Below are 15,561 nucleotides of genomic sequence, written 5' to 3'. Positions count from 1 at the left end.
CGTCTCAGTTTCCCGCCAGTATCTGTCCGATTTTCTCTCCCAGGTTGCGAAGGTCCAGCGGTTTTTGGATGTACTGCATCCCCTGTTCCAGGATGCCGCGCTGCACCACGTCGTCAGAAGTGTAACCGGACATGAAGAGCACCTTCTGGTCGGGGCGGGTCTGCTTGATCTTGGCCACCATCTCGTTGCCGTTCATCTCCGGCATCACCACGTCGGTCAGGATGAGGTCGAGGTTCAGTCCCGGGTCCTCGCAGATCGCGATCGCCTCACGGGGGCCCGGCGCCTGGATCACGCTGAACCCCAGCTCCTCCAAAAGCTTCGTCGCCAGCCAGAGCAGCATCTCCTCGTCCTCGACGAGCAGTACCGTTCCCGACAGCGCCGGCGCCGCCTGCTCCTGGCCGGAAGCCCCATCGGCCTGGTCCGCCAGTCGCGGCAGGTTGATCCTGAACACGGTTCCCTGGCCCGGTTCGCTGTACACGTTGATGAAACCCCTGTTCTGGGTGACGATGCCGTAGACGGTGGCAAGCCCGAGCCCCGTCCCTTTGCCCAGTTCCTTGGTGGTGAAAAAAGGCTCGAAGATGTGCTCGACGGTCGCCTTGTCCATCCCCTGCCCGGTGTCGCTCACCGTCAGCTGCACGTAATCGCCCGGATGCGCGTCGGGGTGGACGTGGCTGCAATCGCCGGTCAGGAGTAGGTTCCTGGTCTCTATGCTGAGCCTGCCGCCGTTGGGCATGGCGTCGCGGGCGTTCACCGCCAGGTTCATCAGGATCTGGTCCACCTGGGAAGGGTCGATGGATACGGTCCAAAGCGCCGGGTCGGGACTGAAAGAGAGTTCTATGTCTTCGCTGATCAGCCTGGCCAGGATCTTGTTGGACTCCCGGATCAGCTGGTTCAGGTCCAGCGGACGGGGCGAGACCACTTCCTTGCGCGAGAAGGCGAGGAGCTGCCGGGTGATTTCGCTGGAGCGCTTGGCGGCGTTGGTGATCACCTCCAGGTAGGCGTCTATCGGCTCGCCTTCCTCCAGCTTGCGTCTGCTCAATTCCGCGGCTCCCAGGATGACGCTCAGCATGTTGTTGAAGTCGTGCGCCACCCCCCCGGCCAGCCGCCCCACCGATTCCATCTTCTGCGACTGGCGATACTGTTCCTCCAGGCGCTTGCGCTCCGTGATGTCGATGAAGGCGACGACTGCGCCCACCACCTTCCCCCCCTTCACCTGGGGATGGGACCAATACTCGACCGGAAAGCTGCTGCCGTCCCCGCGCCAGAAAACCTCGTCGTTCACGTGGCATCCCTGCTCCTCCCGCAAGGTCTGGTGCACCATGCACTCCTTTCGGGGCATCGGGGTGCCGTCCGGGTAGGAGTGGTGGATGATCTCGTGCATGTTGCGTCCCAGGTACTGCTCCGGGGAGTGGGCTCCCAGCATCCTGAGGCAGGCTTTGTTGCAGAAGGTGCAGTTTCCATCCAGGTCTATGCCGTAGATCGCCTCTCCCGCTGAATCGAGCAAGAGGCGCAGTCTTTCTTCGCTTGCCCTAAGCGCCTCTTCCGCCTGCCAGCGTTCGTCGATCTGCTCCTCCAGAAGGACCGCCTGGTCCTGCAGATGCTCCTGCGCGGCCTTGCGCTCCCTGACCTCCTGCTCCAGCGTCATCGCCTGCTCTTTGAGCGCCTCCTCGACCCGCCTGCGCTCGTCGATCTCGCGCTTCAAGTTCCACAGGGTATAGCCCAGCCCTGGGACCAGCGCCAGCGAGAGTAACTTCAAAATCAGGAGGCGCCACTCGGAGCCGGTCTCATACCGCTCGATGCGCAGCATGACGCCGCTGTCCTCGGGGGTAATGAGCACCTCCTTGGACAGGTTTTTGTCCAGGGCCCCTTGGGCGGGGTAGGATGCAAGCACCGAGTCGTACCTGTCGACCAGGCTCAGGTGGTATAAGTTCGGACGGATCTGCAAGACCAGCTGTTGCAGCAGCTTTTCGCAGGAGTAGACCCCGGCGAACAGGCCCAAAAAGGTGTCGTCCCGGTAGACGGGAACCCATACTTCGAAGGAGGTCACTCCCTGTATGGCCTGGAAGGGGCTGGTGTAGACCGGCAGGCGCAGGTCCCTGGCGAGGCGGGAGGCGCGCTTGGGCTCCGGCAAGTCCACATGCAGCCCCAGTATCTGGCGGTTCTGGGCCAAAGGCGCCACGTCGCGGATGAACATGCCGGCGTCCACCCAGGTGATGTTGATCAGTTCCGGGTGTTCGTGGATGTAGCGGCTGGCCCGCTGTTGGAACAGGGGCCGGTCCAGTTTCCCTGCGGCCTGCTCCAGGGCGAGCATGCCCAGGTAGCTCTCGTTCCCGTCCAGGGTGAGTTGCACCGTTCCGCCAATGGTTTTCGCCCTGGAACTCAGGTCGCTCTGCCTGCTCTTCCGGTTGTTCCCTTCGATGAACCAGATGATGACCGCGAACACCAGCAGCAAGGCACCCAGCATCAATAAAGGGCTCAGCCACAGGCCTAGCGAGCGCGACTTGCTTCGGAAGTCGCTGCCGGTTTTTGGATCTGGAGTTCTCTGTGGCACTCTTTCCTCCAGTGGCAATTGCAAGGCAGTGCTGTCTTAATCGGCAGATGGCGTAAAAAGTTGAGTGGATGTGCACAGATGCCGGTTCGCAGGAACAACTGTGATAGTAGCATCAAATACGGCTGGGACAAACCGGCCTCGAAGCCGGCATCGATCGCTCTCTCAATACAAGCCTTGCAATGCCCGGTGAAAACTCCTAACATTAAACTGTGCAAAGAAATAACGCGGTTGTTGCTGGCCTGCTCTAGGTGACAAAAGGAGGCAGCCATGCCAGAAAAGGGTGAGAAATCGATAGGCGAACTGGTTTCTGAGTTGACGCAGGAAGTGCGCATGCTGTTCAGGCAGGAGATGGAGCTTTTCAGCGTGGAGATGAAGGGGAAAGCGCTCCATGCTGCAAAAGACGCAGCCGCAATAGGCGTAGGCGGTGTTTTACTGTACTCGGGGTTGCTGGTGTTGCTGGCGGCGATCGTGCTGGGGCTGGCGACGGTAATGCCTGCCTGGGGCGCTGCGCTGCTGGTCGCTTTTGTCTGCATCGGGGCGGGGATAGCGCTGGTGCTCCAGGGGCAAAAGGATCTGGCGCACATGAAGGTGAAGCCTGAACAGACGGCGGAAAGCGTGAAGGAGACGGCACAATGGGCGAAAACATTAAAATCAACGAGCAGTCATCGGCGGACAAGCTTCGGGAGCAGATCAGACATACGGAAAGCGATATAACCGAAACCGTGCAAACCATAGAGCAGAGGCTCTCGCCAAGTCACCTGCGCCGGGAGGGGGTACGCAAGGCGAAAGGGCTCGCCTGGAGGGGCGTGGCCAAGGTGATGGAAGTGGTGCAGCAAAGGCCGCTTCAGCTGTCGCTGTTAGGTGCGACAGCAGCAGTGGTCATGATGAGAAGGAGCAGCAAGGGGCACAAAAAAGAGCAGGCGAAGCAGTTGGCCGTTGAGAGCACCGGCAGCGCCGCAACGGCGCTGGGGATGAGCGCGCTCGGCATACTGTTGCGCAGGGCGCTGGCAAAAAGAGGTATCATTCGGCAGCAGGCACGTCCGGTAGGCGGGGTCGCACTGGCGGCCACTGCGGCAAAGGCGTTTTTAAGCGGTGCCCGGGACTCGAAGAAAAGCGGCACGACCCACCCGGGCAGGAAGCAGGCGTGGCGCAGCTTGGCCAACGCCATAGGCGCGGCTTTGGGCACAAGCTGGTACAGCCACAGAGGGCACAGGATTTAACGAGCGGGTAGCAGACAAATCGGCGAAGAGAAGTCGCCGGGGAGGTAGCCATGAGAAGGCATCATACGAGCACGACGGCCGAGGTGGTTAGCTTTTCAGCCGGGGCGTTGGTGGGAGCAGGGCTTGCACTTCTTTACGCCCCCAAAACCGGGCACGAAATGCGCGAGAAAGTATCCGATGTGACCGGTGACGCCATCGCTAAGATGAAAGGGATGACCGCCGAGGCACAGGAGAAGTTCAGCCAGAAAATGCAAAGAGGGCGTGAGTTCGCCGAGGAAAAAGCTGCCGAATTCTCAGAGGCCAAAGAGGAGCTCTACCACTAACCGTCAAAGGCCATACGCTGACCGCAAGGGTAGCGGTTCGCGAAAGGGAAGGGGGGCTGCCGAGAAAAGCAGCCCCCTTTTTTGTTTCACGCTTCAGCTTTCACCCGTTCTTCACACCGTGAGTCTGCGGGCGGCGAAGATCACCGCCATTCCCAGCACCATGGCCAAAAGCGTGTTGCGTGTCCGCAGCATGACGACAGCCGTCAACCCTGCGGCAACTACCCCCCATGCCCCTTCTGCCACGATCGAGGGAATTACCAGCGCGAACAAAAGCGACCCCGGCAAGGCGTCCATCCCCTGGCGAAAGCGCCCGGTCCGCGGAAAGCGCGCGGAAAGAAGCAGCCCACCCAGGCGCAAGGAGTAGGTGACCAGCGCGGCCAGTGTTATCGCCAGCACCGCCTGGGTGTCAACTTGCGGGAACATGCTCGCCCTCCTTCGAGGCCGGTGTCTTAGGCGCTGCCAGCATCGCTGTTATGGCGCCTCCCACCCCTCCGATGACGATATACCACTTCCCGGGCAGGAAATGGTGCGCGATAAGCGCCAGGGCGCCGGCCGCGAGCCAGGGGGGGATGTCCTTTTTCCCTTGGAAGAGGCCTACTGCAAGCGCGGTGAATATGGCGGTAAAGGCAAAATCGAGCGCGTAGTATTCCGGATGGGAGACGAGCCCTCCCCCCATAAGCCCCGCCAGCGTTCCGCTGCACCAGCAGAGAAAGACCATCACGCCGCCGCCGAAGAGAAACCTGACGCTTGCCGTTCCCTTGCGCTGTTCGGCCATGGTGACGGCCCAGTTCTCGTCGGCGACAAGATGCATCAAAAAGACCTTGCACAGAAGGCTCCGCCCGCTAAAAAGCGGCCCCAGCGAAGCCCCCACCAGCAGGTAGCGCAGGTTTATCACCAGGACGGCAAAAGCCATCTCGATCACCGGCAGGTGCTTAGACCACATGTCCACCATGACGAACTGCGCCGAACCGGCGAAAACCGCCGAGTTCATCAACAGGAGATCGAGCCAGGAAAGTCCTTTTTGCGCGGCGAGCATCCCCAGTACGCTGCCGTAAGCCGCGACGCTAGCCGCTATCGGGATGTTGGCGCTGGCGCCCCTGTAAAAATCCGCCTTCATTTAAAATCTCCCTGTTCGCAATAGCAGATCCTGTCATGTCATGGAAAGGCAGGGATCCCCCCTCGACGTCGTGGGCCGGACCCATGGAACTCCCGGCAACGGCTTTACAAGTGCAGATCCCGAAGGATTGCCAGGTGGGCAAGGGGATGTGAAAGATACTATCGGGCGGGGCAGAATTCAAGAGCTGATTGGCAGACGTGAAAAAGACCGACCCCGGCGCTGGTCGCTTCTGCGCCTCTTACCGTGTCGGTCCGGGTTGACCGAAGAAGTGGCAGGGGCAAGTCGTGGGGGTCAGTGTGAAGTGGTTATCGGAAGGGGAAGGGCATCTTCTTCAGGTGCCGGGACTGCATCGGAATCGTCCTTGGTCGAAGCAGTCTCCCTTTCCTGCTTGCGTTGCATCTTTTCGTCCTGCTTCTTTTTTCTATCCAGTTCTTTCTGGCGCTTTTGAAATTTGAAATTGGGCTTTGCCATATGATCTCCTCAATTGTATGAAGCGGGGCTATTGTCTATGACAAATGATGCAATAGCAAGTTGATTTGAAATTCCCTCATCTTTTTTGAAAAAACCGATTCAGTTTCTGCAGGTTAAATGGTTGTTATCAATCGTTAAATAAGATGCGCTATGAGCTTAGTAAAGCCCCTTCCTGTGACTTGAAACTAAGGCGGTGCAGCTTTCAAAGCGCGCCAGGGAGGGTTTAACGATATTTAAATAGCTTGCTATGTAGATTCGAAGCTGTTACGATGAGATTCAATCTGGAACAACTCCGGGTAAATTCAGAAATTTTGGAGATATAAAGTAATGGCAAACGGAACTGTAAAATGGTTTAACGACAGCAAGGGTTTTGGTTTTCTCGAGCAGGAAAACGGCGACGATGTTTTCTGCCACTTCTCCGCTATCACCGGCGAAGGATTCAAATCCCTTGTTGAAGGCGACAGCGTCACCTTCGACGTAGTCAGGGGGCCGAAAGGTCTTCAGGCTGCCAACGTGACCAGGGTCTAGATTCAGCCACCTGGCAGGACCATCGGTTCCTGCACCGTCATACGGCTCACTAACGGACGAGGCCCCTGTCAATAAAACAGGGGCCTCGTCTTTTGTAGCGGTTCCCGTAGTCGTTCCTACCTTTTAGCCTTGCTGTCACGGCCACTTCGAGCATCTCTTAGCAGCTACGGAACCATTTCCCGTCACGATAACGTTCGAACCCGCTTTCGACCTCGCAAGCCGCCGGCATGCGTATGGTTGCGATCCGGGTCATTCGAAGTAAACGTTGCTAACCAGGTAAGGGAGAATCGAGATGTCCATCAGAAGAGGAGACGTAGTCAGCCATTGCTCTGCAGTTGAATGGGGGGTCGGAAAAGTGGTCGAGGTCAGCGATTACCGCGTATCTATCCACTTCAACGACGGGACCACCCGCAAGATCGCCAGCACCCATTTTGCCAGCCTTGTGCCGGCCGAGCCCGGTTCGTATATTGCGGCCAATCCGGTGGTCGAAAAAGATGGGATCAAGGCCAAGGCTCCGCGCAAAAAGGCTGTTACCGCCAAGCAGGCGGCCGGCGCCAAATAACCCGACCTAAAACACGATGACAAGGGGGCAGCCTCTGGCATGACGAATTTGTCCTGTCAGTTGGTCGCCCCCTTTTTTTCGCCCACGACAGGCGAGAGAGGGGGGGAGCCGCAAAGCGTTCTTCCTGGAGAGGAGTTAAAATTAGGGAAGAGCGAAAAAAATTTCTTGCCATCGGGGAAGGTGTTTGTAGTATTGGAGCAACTTAATCAAGGAGGTGGTTCGCATGCCTGGAAATCATGATAGCCATTCCGAAGTGATTGCGAAATCCGCTGCGCTGACAGAGGTGTTCACCGAGGAAAAGTTCGCCTACATGCTGTCGCTGTGTCCCAATCCCGAGAGCTTGGGCACCGACCACAATCGGTACGAGGCGACTTACACCGCCTCGCTGAAAGGGGATCCGGAAAAGGTGAAGGCGTGCGAGGCGGAACGTGTGGTGATGAACCAGAACCTCACCATTCTCCACGGTATCGCCAAAATCCTTTCGGTGAAAGATCCGACCGTGATGGAGAAACTTGGTTTCGGCAAACCTCCGGAGAAGGCCGCCGCTAGTTCACACAACATCGACTCTCCTCATGGCTTCAAGGTGTTTTTCGATCCGCAAGGGAACCTGTTCGCGAACGTTGGCAAGGTTGAGGGCGCAAAGGGATACGAGCTTTGGGTCTGTGACGGCGATCCCAATGTAGAGTCGAACTGGAGGCTTGCGTTATTCTCACTTAGCTGCAAAAGGCTACCCATAACCGGGTTGAACCGCACCAAGGTCAACTGGTTTAAGATCAGGGGCATCCGAGGCAATACTACCGGCCCTTGGTCCTATTTTCAAAGCGTCAACCCTGCCTGAAGCTCTCCCTACACGCCCTGTCCCTTTGGAGATCGAGATCCAAAAGGGCGGTTTTTTTTAATTTCTCAGCCAGTGCTTCTCCTTCCCTCTTCCAAAGATAGTTTTTTCGCCGAAAGTATCACTTCCTCCAAAAAAATGTCATTTTTTTGAGCCAAGTGTTACTTTCTCAATAAAAAATGTCATTTTTTTCGTTCAAACGTCACTTTTTTCTTAAAAAGTGTTACTTGAAAGAAAAAACCGTCACTTTTTAGCCCAAAAGCATCACTTGGAGCAAAAAAACATCACTTGGACCGAAAAAGTGTCACTTAGAGGGGAAAAACGTCACTTGGCGCAGGAAAGCAGCATCTGGCGAAAGTAAGCGTCTTTTGGGTGCAGAAAATGTCACCTGCAATTTCACAGTTTTGTCTAGCGGGGAGAGGAGTCGGCAAGCGTTGCGGCATGATCCTTTTAAATTATATAATGACTAATGGGATGAAGTTAATAACGTGACCGGCGAGATAGCACGGAACGTCAAAAGGAGAAAGCTATGAAACGCAAAATTGCAGGTGCAATCGTTGTCCTGGCCTATATGGTGACCATGTCAGCCTGCCATACCGTGAAAGGTGTCGGCCAAGACATGCAAAGCGGCGGAAGATCGATAGAGAATTCGTCCGGGAAGTAGTCCCTAGCTGGTGTCAAGTCGAAGATTGAATAAAGGGGGAGATCTGGTTTTGCCGACAGATCTCCCCCTTTTTAGTCGAAAGGTGAACCGACGTCGCAGCCGTTTCTTTGCGGTTACCGTCTGCGGCTGAATGGGGTTTGCTGTAAACTTGTTCGGTTTGACAATCAAGTGAATGCGAGGGCGTCATGGATACGTATGGTACCGTTGTCAATTGTAAAGGGGTGACAAAATCCTACGGTACCGGTGCTGCTCGTGTGCATGCATTGCGGGGCGTGGATCTTGAAATTCGCTACGGGGAAGTGCTTATGCTGGTCGGGCCTTCCGGCAGCGGTAAGACTACTCTTCTTTCACTGATAGCCGGAATCCTCGATCCGGATGACGGGGAGTGTGCGGTTCTCGACCACGTGTACCGGGATTTCAGCGCGACCGAACGAGCCCGTTTCCGGGGCAGGGCCATCGGCTTTGTGTTTCAAGCCTTCAATCTACTGCCATCGCTTACTGCCGCGGAAAACGTCGCGGTGCCGATGCTGATCAACGGGATTTCGCGTACGGACGCTGCCTTGAAAGCCCGGCGCATGTTGGATGCTATTGGCCTCGGCGGGAGAGCGGATGCGCTGCCGGACCAACTGAGCGGTGGAGAGCAGCAGCGGGTGGCGGTAGCGCGTGCGTTGGTGCATGGCCCTAAAATTCTTCTTTGTGACGAGCCTACCAGCAACCTCGACCATGCCTCGGGGGACCACGTGATGGAGATGCTGCGTCGCGAGGCGCTCGCGCCGGACCGGGCAGTGGTTGTGGTGACACACGATATCCGCCTGTTCCGGTTTGCCGACCGCATCGCTCATCTGGAAGACGGCATGCTCGTCGAGGCGCACCCGGGACGGACGCGGGAGACGTCACCGTGAGCCGCCGCTATCTTCTTCCCATCCTAGCCGCCGTCGGTCTGGCTATCGGCGTAGTCGCGGTCATCAGGGAAAATCGCCCTACGCAGCCCGACCGCCCTGCTGTGCAGCCGGTTGCCGGGCCCTTTACCTCTTTCGTCGCTGGTGCCGGCATCATCGAGCCGAGCAGCGGGAATGTCGCTGTCGGGACGCCGGTGCCGGGCATTGTAAAGACGGTTTTCGTAAAATGGGGCGACTGGGTGAGGGCGGGGGAGCCTCTTTTGCAGATCGACGACCGCGACCTGCGGGCCCGGTTCCCGCCGGCTCTTGCCAGAAAAAAGGAGGCGGCAGCCCGGTTCGAGCAGGCCAGGGTTCAGCTAAGGATAGCGGACAGCGTGCCCGACCGCCGGGCGATAAGCCTAGAGGAGCTAGAGACACGTCGTGCTGCCGTCGCCATAGCCTTGGCGGCTTTGGAAGGAGCCCAAGCGGAGATCGATCAACTCAAGGCGGAGACCAGCCGCCGCACCATCCGGGCGCCGGAACCGGGGCGAATCCTGCGGGTGGAGGTGCGGCCGGGTGAATTCGCGCCCAGCGGCGCTCCCTCAACTCCGTTATTGGTATTGGGCGACGACCGGCAGTTTCACCTACGCGTGGACGTCGACGAGCATGACGCCTGGCGGGTGCGAGCGGGTGCTGCTGCGGTTGCTTCGGTCCCGGGCAATCCAAATCTCCGCACCTCATTGCATTTCATGCGCATCGAACCGTCCCTGGTGCGCAAGACCTCGCTTACCGGCAGCAGCACCGAGCGTGCCGACACCAGGGTGCTGCAGGTCATCTACCGCTTCGACCCAGAGCGGTTGCCGGAAGTCTATATCGGCCAGCAGATGGACGTGTGGATACAGGTTGCGCCGGAATGTGCAGGAAGTCGGGCGCCACGGGTCGGGAAGCCGTGACGGCGCGGCGCGGTCGCATCTTTGCCGCCGCACTCTGCCTCCTCCTTGCGGGGTGCGCGGTTTCGGCCGACTACCGCCCCCCGAGGCCGGACCTGCCGCCACGCTGGAGCACGGGGGAGGAAGCCGGTGCCCCGCTCGTGACGGCGGAAACCCCCTGGTGGAGCGCATTCGGAGATCCCCTGCTCAACGCTTTGATCGATCGCGCTCTGCGGGCGAACCCGGATGTGAGGCTGGCTGAAGCACGGGTCCTGGAAGCACGGGCCCGCAGGGGAGCGGCAACGGGTTCCTTGGCCCCCTCGTTTGATGCCAGGGGCTCCTTTACCAGGGAACGGGAGAGCAGGAACGCGCCCAACCCCGTGTTGGTGCGACCGGGCGGGGAGGTGGAGCCTCCAGGGACGGAGAACCTCTTCCAGGCCGGTTTCGATGCCAGCTGGGAACTCGACCTTTTCGGCGGCAAGCGTCGGGCGGTCGAGGCGGTGCAGGCCGATCTCGAGTCGGCGCTCTACGAGCGCGGGGGCGTCGTTCTTACTTTAATCGCGGAGGTGTCGAGAAACTACTTCGAACTCCGGGGAATCCAAAGGCAAAGCCGTATCGCAACCACTAGCGTCGCCGTTCAGAGGGAAAGTCTCGCCTTGCTTCGCGCGCGATTTGCCGCCGGGATGGCAACCGATCTCGATGTCGTGCGGGCAGAGGCAGAGGTCGAGCGGAGAGCCTCGCTGCTACCATCGCTGGACCTTTCCTACCGGAAAGCGCTGCACCGTCTGGGCGTGCTCCTGGGCGAGGCCCCAGGTGCATTTGCCGGCGAACTGCAACCGGAAAGCATCATCCCCGTCCCCTCTGGCATGCCGCCTGTCGGGGCGCCATCGGATATCCTGCGCCAGCGGCCCGACTTGCGCAGGGCCGAGAGGCAGCTAGCCGCGGCTTCGGCCAGGGTGGGCGTTGCGAAAGCCGATCTCTACCCGAGGTTCGTCGTGTCGGGTTCTCTCGCCCTGGCTAGCGAGGAGTTTGGCGACTTCTTCGACCGCGGCAGCGTGTTGTGGTCGATCGGTCCCTCCATCATCTGGCCGATCTTCCAGCGCGGCAGGATCGTGGCCAGGATCGAGGTGCGCGACGCCCAAGAGCAGCAGGCCTTGATCGCGTACCGGCGGGTGATCCTGGACGCCCTGGAGGACATGGAGAATGCCCTCGCCGGTTACCGGGATGAAGCGGACAGGCGCGCAGCCCTGATAAAGGCGGTGGACGCAGATAGGCTTAGTGTCGTTTTCGCCCGTGGGCGGTACCAGGGCGGGCTCACGGACTTCCGTGAGGTGCTCGTGGCTGAGCGCAACCTGTTACAGGCGCAAGGCGAGCTGGCGCAGAGCGAGACAAACCTTTTGCTCGCCCTGGTTGCTTTGTACAAGGCGCTCGGCGGGGGGTGGAGCGTTCCAGACGGGGAGGGTGAGTGAAATGATCTACGTCGCTCTCAAGATGCTCTTCGGCGACCGGGGAAAATTCGCCGGACTCGTCTTCGGTATCGCCTTCACATCGTTTCTAGTCACCTTCGCGGCCTCGTATTTTGCCGGTTTCATGACGAGGGGATTCGCGCTACTCACGGAGAACGGAACCGCAGACGTCTGGGTCATGGACCCTGCGGTGAGTTCGGTCGACCAGGCATGCAACATGCCGTGGTCCGCGCTGAACCGCGTGCGCAGCGTCGCCGGTGTGAAAGCCGGGGTGCCGCTCGCCTTGGGGACGGCGGAGGTGCGCTTTCCGAACGGGCGCTTCCAGCCCTTCCAGGTGATCGGAGTCGATGACGCTACCCTCGCCGGCGTGCCTCCCATAGGGAATGGCGTTTCTTCACGCCTGCTCCGCCAGCCCGATACCGTGGTCGTCGATCCCGGCGGTACCAGTGGAAAGCTGGCTACTCCTGCGAACCCCGCCGACCAGTGGCCGCACGACGGTCCGCATCTCGAAGTGCCGAGCAGGGAATTGCGGTCCGGCGATGATTTGCTGGTCAACGACCATCGCGTCGTCGTGGTGGGAGTGTCGCAGGGGGTGCCGCGTTTTCCGCCGCGGCCGCTGATCTATCTTGCGCTCGGCAACGCCGAAAGGATCTTGCCGCCTGAACGGCGCAGACTAACCTTTGTCCTTGCCAGCGCCGCTCAGGCAGTAACCGCCCAGGAACTGGCCCGGCGCATTCAGGAGGCGACAGGTTTCCGGGCCCGCACCTCGGCCGATTTCAAGGCGGATACGGTGCGCTGGCTCCTGGTCAATTCGGAAGACGTAGGCGACATTGCGGCCATGCTTTCTTTGGCGTTGTCGGTGGGTTTCGGTGTGACAGGGATTATGTTGTACATCTTCACCCAGGAGAACCTGCGGCAGTATGCGGTGCTGACCGCGATGGGGACTACGCCGCGGGTGCTGCTCCTGATGGTGTTTGCGCAGGCGGGGGTATGCGCCTTGATCGGCACCGGGTTGGGTATCGGTTTGTGTGGTATTGCCGGCGAAGCGGCTGTCATGGCGGGTTATCCGTTCAGAATGATGTGGTACACACCGCTGTTCGGCTCTGCCATGGTATTGGTCGTCAGTGTGGTAGCCGCTGCGCTCAGCGCGCGTCCGGTATTAAAGCTGCGGGCGACCTCGGTCTTTGCCGCGCGCTAAGGGCCGGGAGGCGACCCGCGATTAAACTGAAGCCGGATTAACAAGCTGCTGCGTTGTCGGGTTTACCTTCAGCCATGCCGCGAAGCGCTCCCTGTTTCTTCTCGACAAGATCCGCTCGAATTTCTCCTGGTTATAGAGATAAAGACAATGCCTGATCGAGGTGTAGGCAGTGAAGGTGCGGTTGGGGTTTTCCGCGATCACATGCTCGCTGTACTCCCTGACCACCTTCAGATTCTCGTTCAGGCACCGGTGCAGATCGGCCTTCTGCAAAGTGCCGTCCCGCTCCAGTATGTCCTGGACAAAATCGTCCACCTTTTGGTCATCGAAAGGGAAATCCCTGAAGAAATGCCCTGCTATGGGGAGGAAGTTGAAGACGTTCACCGTTTTTGCGGCGGCAGCTACCGCCTGCCCTGACCCCTCCACTGTGCCGTCGGCTGGCTCGATCTGAGTGACCGTCGCCTGCTGCATCAGGTCCAAAGTGGCGTTCCTGATCTCCCTGAATTCGCGGTCCGCCAGTTCGAAAAGGGCGGCGAGGACATTGATCCTGCGCTTCAGATCTACGGGGATCGATCTCTTGTACTTGATCTTGTGGTCCAGCATGCTCCAGGCGTCCTGGATCAGGGACCTGATCTGAACCTCGAAACAGATCTCCGCCGCCGGGAGGTGTTTGCAGGGGTAAGCGGCCTCGGGATTCAGGGTCAGGTCCATGTGCAGACCTTTGTAGCCGAAGGAATCTTCCGTACTTTCCACTGCGGAGGTTTTATCGGTAACGTTCAGTATATTGAAGTGTCGCTGCAGCAATTCCGACACCACGGGAACTTCATCCTCGTAGAGACAGACGATCCTGACGCCTATCAGGTCGGATATGAAGTCGCTGATGCGGTAGGGTTGTTCGTCGGCCTCCAACTTGCCCTGGTACTTACGCTGGAACTTCTTGATGCACTCATCTTTGTCCTTGACGCGCCCTTCTATTTTGGTGGCCTCGCCCACATCGCTTTGCCTGATCAATGTCCTGACAATGCCGACGTAGGCATCCTTGGCCGCAGTGAACTGCTTGTGGTTCGTTTCGTAGTACTTCCTGAATAGTTCTTTTTCCTGCTCAAAATCCAGTGATGCCATGTTTCAATTCCTCATCCGTCAAGCCTGCGCTTTCCACGCCAAAGGCCGCATAACTCTACCCTGTTATCAAGCCAATTGCGAGTGATAATGACTTGCTTAGAGATGCCCGGCAAACCCGGCGCCTAGCAAAAAGAGCGGTAGAGGGCTCTGACACAGGCAGCTGCGTCCCTCGGCGTGCTGGCTTAAGGGAGCGAAAACAGGGTAAGTGATAGAGGTGTAAAGTTGGGAGTGGAGTGTAAAGAAAGCCGTCACGGGCAGAGGGGGATCAGGTTGGATCTCTGTAGATTATTCTCCTGCTTCTTTTGAATATTCTTCAGTGCCGTCTGCGCCGTTAAGCTTCTTTTCCCGACTTAAATCCTGAATTCGGATACTTAGAGGTAGCGACTCGTGCTGGCATGGTTGATGTAAGGTTTTGGGGGCCGCGAAAAAATAACGGGAATATAGGAGACCTTCATGTCAGGAACAAGAATGGGGCGTTTGGTACGTGGGACGGTTGCTGCAGGTGCAGTGCTGGTGGGATCTGTGGCTTTCTTCGGCTGCTCCAAAGTCGAGACGGCGAAGATCGATGGCGGTGTGGTCACCATACCGGTTGCCAAGGTGACCGAGCAAGCGAAGTTCTACAAATACGTCGATAACGGGAAAGAGATCAGTTATTTCGTGGCCAAAGCCCCGGACGGAAGTTACAAAGCCGCCTTTAACGCCTGTGACTCCTGCTTTCGCGAAAAGAAAGGGTATGAACAGCAAGGTAGCGTGATGAACTGCATAAACTGCAACCAGAAGTTCGCCATCGACCGTCTTGGGCCTAACGCCACTGGCGGCTGCAACCCCGGTTATCTCCCGATAGAGGTCAAAGGCGACGCGATTGCCATCTCGGAGAGCACCCTGAAGGAAGGGGCGAAATACTTTTAATAGGCCTCTATCTGCACAGCCGGAACTATTTCCCGAACACCTTGCGCAGCAACTCGGTTCCCCTGGCCGCCGGGTCGGTCCGTATTTTCTTCTCCTCTTCGCCCAGCATGGTAAAGAGACCGTCAACTGCTTTCCCGGTGACGTAGTTGTCGAGGTCCAGCGATTCGACTGCGGCGGAACCGAAGGGGACGGCCTGCAGTTTTTTTAGGAGCTGCCCGTAGCTATTGGCGGCGCCGACATCCTGCATGCTGGAGGTTACCACCGGCTTGAAGGCGGTAAAGATCTTGTCGCCGGTCTTGCCCCGGAAGTACTCCGTGGCGGCGGTATCGCCGCCGTTCAGGATCTTGCGGGCATCGTCGAAAGTCATCTGCTTCAGGGCCGAAACGAAGTAGTCGGTGGCCATGGGAGCCGCCTTTTCCGCGGCTCGGTTCATCCGCAGCTCGAAATCGTCCACCTGCTGCTGAAATCCGAACTTGCCCAAGAGGTTCGTGGCGGTGCGGAGCTTCTCGGGGACGAGAATCTTGATTGCTTCGTTACGGAAGTAGCCGTCGCGCTGGGAGGCGGACTTGACCGCCTTGGTGGTGCCGGTGGCGAGCGCCTCCTTAAGCCCCTTGACGATGGTGGAATCGTCCAAGTTGCTCCCAGTGCCGCGGAATTTCTCGAGCCCCTGCGTCAGGGTATCCATGAAGCCGGCAAAACCGGATGCCGGGAGGGCAACGATGGCAACGAGGGCTAAAACTGCGAAGAGTGCACAGAATTTACGGTTCATGACGCGCCTCCGATTAAGATCT

The 15,561-nt window shown here is 58.6% G+C and carries 18 protein-coding genes; 12 read left to right on the top strand and 6 right to left on the bottom strand.

Translation table 11 applies throughout. From position 1 onward, the window contains the following. Window positions 1-4: 4 nt before the first annotated feature. A complete protein-coding gene (locus tag K419_RS0101765; RefSeq protein ID WP_026840058.1) occupies window positions 5-2,551 on the bottom strand; it encodes a hybrid sensor histidine kinase/response regulator in 2,547 nt (848 codons plus the stop codon). Window positions 2,552-2,818: 267 nt separating this feature from the next. On the opposite strand from K419_RS0101765, the gene K419_RS0101760 reads away from it, so the two are divergent. Genes K419_RS0101760 through K419_RS0101750 form a run of 3 tightly spaced genes read left to right on the top strand, consistent with a single transcriptional unit; the run spans window position 2,819 to window position 4,094 of the window. Next, a complete protein-coding gene (locus K419_RS0101760; RefSeq protein ID WP_026840057.1) occupies window positions 2,819-3,265 on the top strand; it encodes a phage holin family protein in 447 nt (148 codons plus the stop codon). Further along, window positions 3,184-3,771 carry a hypothetical protein gene (locus K419_RS0101755; RefSeq protein ID WP_026840056.1) on the top strand — a complete coding sequence of 196 codons (588 nt, stop codon included), beginning with the start codon at window positions 3,184-3,186 and terminating at the stop codon, window positions 3,769-3,771. Before K419_RS0101760 ends, K419_RS0101755 begins: the two co-directional genes overlap by 82 nt. Window positions 3,772-3,821: 50 nt before the next feature. Next, on the top strand, window positions 3,822-4,094 hold the full coding sequence (locus tag K419_RS0101750; RefSeq protein WP_026840055.1) for a YtxH domain-containing protein: 273 nt from the start codon (window positions 3,822-3,824) through the stop codon (window positions 4,092-4,094). Window positions 4,095-4,205: 111 nt separating this feature from the next. On the opposite strand, the gene K419_RS0101745 is transcribed toward K419_RS0101750, so the two are convergent. The 3 genes from K419_RS0101745 to K419_RS0101735 all read right to left on the bottom strand — a co-directional run bounded on the left by K419_RS0101745 (window position 4,206) and on the right by K419_RS0101735 (window position 5,682). After that, on the bottom strand, window positions 4,206-4,517 hold the full coding sequence (locus K419_RS0101745) for an AzlD family protein (protein WP_026840054.1): 312 nt from the start codon (window positions 4,515-4,517) through the stop codon (window positions 4,206-4,208). After that, window positions 4,501-5,211, bottom strand: coding sequence for an AzlC family ABC transporter permease (locus K419_RS0101740; protein WP_026840053.1), 711 nt, complete (start codon window positions 5,209-5,211; stop codon window positions 4,501-4,503). Before K419_RS0101740 ends, K419_RS0101745 begins: the two co-directional genes overlap by 17 nt. Before the next feature lie 291 nt (window positions 5,212-5,502). Continuing rightward, entirely contained in the window at window positions 5,503-5,682 is a 180-nt protein-coding gene (locus tag K419_RS0101735) for a hypothetical protein (RefSeq protein ID WP_026840052.1), read from the bottom strand. A gap of 327 nt (window positions 5,683-6,009) precedes the next feature. Here K419_RS0101735 and K419_RS0101730 point away from each other — a divergent pair, with 327 nt between their 5' ends. The 8 genes from K419_RS0101730 (at window position 6,010) to K419_RS0101695 (ending at window position 12,742) form a co-directional block, all read left to right on the top strand. Further along, on the top strand, window positions 6,010-6,210 hold the full coding sequence (locus K419_RS0101730) for a cold-shock protein (protein WP_012529821.1): 201 nt from the start codon (window positions 6,010-6,012) through the stop codon (window positions 6,208-6,210). A gap of 292 nt (window positions 6,211-6,502) precedes the next feature. Continuing rightward, window positions 6,503-6,772, top strand: coding sequence for a DUF3553 domain-containing protein (locus K419_RS0101725; RefSeq protein WP_012529822.1), 270 nt, complete (start codon window positions 6,503-6,505; stop codon window positions 6,770-6,772). Between the two features lie 223 nt (window positions 6,773-6,995). Next, a complete protein-coding gene (locus tag K419_RS0101720) occupies window positions 6,996-7,610 on the top strand; it encodes a hypothetical protein (protein ID WP_026840051.1) in 615 nt (204 codons plus the stop codon). A 526-nt stretch (window positions 7,611-8,136) separates the two neighbouring features. Continuing rightward, complete coding sequence (locus K419_RS0101715; protein WP_012529825.1) at window positions 8,137-8,271, top strand: entericidin A/B family lipoprotein; 135 nt, start codon at window positions 8,137-8,139, stop codon at window positions 8,269-8,271. Between the two features lie 185 nt (window positions 8,272-8,456). Beyond that, on the top strand, window positions 8,457-9,173 hold the full coding sequence (locus K419_RS0101710) for an ABC transporter ATP-binding protein (protein WP_026840050.1): 717 nt from the start codon (window positions 8,457-8,459) through the stop codon (window positions 9,171-9,173). Continuing rightward, on the top strand, window positions 9,170-10,102 hold the full coding sequence (locus K419_RS0101705) for an efflux RND transporter periplasmic adaptor subunit (RefSeq protein ID WP_026840049.1): 933 nt from the start codon (window positions 9,170-9,172) through the stop codon (window positions 10,100-10,102). Before K419_RS0101710 ends, K419_RS0101705 begins: the two co-directional genes overlap by 4 nt. Continuing rightward, the gene (locus K419_RS21455; RefSeq protein WP_035496743.1) at window positions 10,063-11,547 is read left to right on the top strand and encodes an efflux transporter outer membrane subunit; all 1,485 of its coding nucleotides are present in this window, start codon (window positions 10,063-10,065) and stop codon (window positions 11,545-11,547) included. The genes K419_RS0101705 and K419_RS21455 overlap by 40 nt, the downstream gene beginning before the upstream one ends. 1 nt (window position 11,548) lies before the next feature. Further along, complete coding sequence (locus tag K419_RS0101695) at window positions 11,549-12,742, top strand: ABC transporter permease (protein WP_026840048.1); 1,194 nt, start codon at window positions 11,549-11,551, stop codon at window positions 12,740-12,742. A 21-nt stretch (window positions 12,743-12,763) separates the two neighbouring features. Here K419_RS0101695 and K419_RS0101690 read toward each other — a convergent pair whose 3' ends face one another. Further along, window positions 12,764-13,861, bottom strand: coding sequence for a GTP pyrophosphokinase (locus tag K419_RS0101690; RefSeq protein ID WP_026840047.1), 1,098 nt, complete (start codon window positions 13,859-13,861; stop codon window positions 12,764-12,766). A gap of 453 nt (window positions 13,862-14,314) precedes the next feature. On the opposite strand from K419_RS0101690, the gene K419_RS0101685 reads away from it, so the two are divergent. Beyond that, window positions 14,315-14,770, top strand: coding sequence for a DUF2318 domain-containing protein (locus tag K419_RS0101685; RefSeq protein WP_026840046.1), 456 nt, complete (start codon window positions 14,315-14,317; stop codon window positions 14,768-14,770). 25 nt (window positions 14,771-14,795) lie between these two features. On the opposite strand, the gene K419_RS0101680 is transcribed toward K419_RS0101685, so the two are convergent. Further along, entirely contained in the window at window positions 14,796-15,539 is a 744-nt protein-coding gene (locus K419_RS0101680) for a DUF4197 domain-containing protein (RefSeq protein WP_026840045.1), read from the bottom strand. Window positions 15,540-15,561: the final 22 nt, after the last annotated feature.

This window comes from Citrifermentans bremense R1 (genome assembly GCF_000426865.1).
Taxonomy (GTDB): Bacteria; Desulfobacterota; Desulfuromonadia; order Geobacterales; family Geobacteraceae; genus Geomonas; species Geomonas bremensis.
Note: the sequence above shows the minus strand (reverse complement) of the source record. Positions and strands in the feature narration are given on the sequence as shown.

Excerpts from the sequence above, each read along its gene's own strand:
- K419_RS0101760 (WP_026840057.1), top strand. The coding sequence starts at position 2,819 with ATGCCAGAAAAGGGTGAGAAATCGATAGGCGAACTGGTTTCTGAGTTG.
- K419_RS0101755 (WP_026840056.1), top strand. The coding sequence starts at position 3,184 with ATGGGCGAAAACATTAAAATCAACGAGCAGTCATCGGCGGACAAGCTT.
- K419_RS0101750 (WP_026840055.1), top strand. The coding sequence starts at position 3,822 with ATGAGAAGGCATCATACGAGCACGACGGCCGAGGTGGTTAGCTTTTCA.
- K419_RS0101745 (WP_026840054.1), bottom strand. The coding sequence starts at position 4,517 with ATGTTCCCGCAAGTTGACACCCAGGCGGTGCTGGCGATAACACTGGCC.
- K419_RS0101740 (WP_026840053.1), bottom strand. The coding sequence starts at position 5,211 with ATGAAGGCGGATTTTTACAGGGGCGCCAGCGCCAACATCCCGATAGCG.
- K419_RS0101735 (WP_026840052.1), bottom strand. The coding sequence starts at position 5,682 with ATGGCAAAGCCCAATTTCAAATTTCAAAAGCGCCAGAAAGAACTGGAT.
- K419_RS0101730 (WP_012529821.1), top strand. The coding sequence starts at position 6,010 with ATGGCAAACGGAACTGTAAAATGGTTTAACGACAGCAAGGGTTTTGGT.
- K419_RS0101725 (WP_012529822.1), top strand. The coding sequence starts at position 6,503 with ATGTCCATCAGAAGAGGAGACGTAGTCAGCCATTGCTCTGCAGTTGAA.
- K419_RS0101720 (WP_026840051.1), top strand. The coding sequence starts at position 6,996 with ATGCCTGGAAATCATGATAGCCATTCCGAAGTGATTGCGAAATCCGCT.
- K419_RS0101715 (WP_012529825.1), top strand. The coding sequence starts at position 8,137 with ATGAAACGCAAAATTGCAGGTGCAATCGTTGTCCTGGCCTATATGGTG.
- K419_RS0101710 (WP_026840050.1), top strand. The coding sequence starts at position 8,457 with ATGGATACGTATGGTACCGTTGTCAATTGTAAAGGGGTGACAAAATCC.
- K419_RS21455 (WP_035496743.1), top strand. The coding sequence starts at position 10,063 with ATGTGCAGGAAGTCGGGCGCCACGGGTCGGGAAGCCGTGACGGCGCGG.
- K419_RS0101695 (WP_026840048.1), top strand. The coding sequence starts at position 11,549 with ATGATCTACGTCGCTCTCAAGATGCTCTTCGGCGACCGGGGAAAATTC.
- K419_RS0101690 (WP_026840047.1), bottom strand. The coding sequence starts at position 13,861 with ATGGCATCACTGGATTTTGAGCAGGAAAAAGAACTATTCAGGAAGTAC.
- K419_RS0101685 (WP_026840046.1), top strand. The coding sequence starts at position 14,315 with ATGTCAGGAACAAGAATGGGGCGTTTGGTACGTGGGACGGTTGCTGCA.
- K419_RS0101680 (WP_026840045.1), bottom strand. The coding sequence starts at position 15,539 with ATGAACCGTAAATTCTGTGCACTCTTCGCAGTTTTAGCCCTCGTTGCC.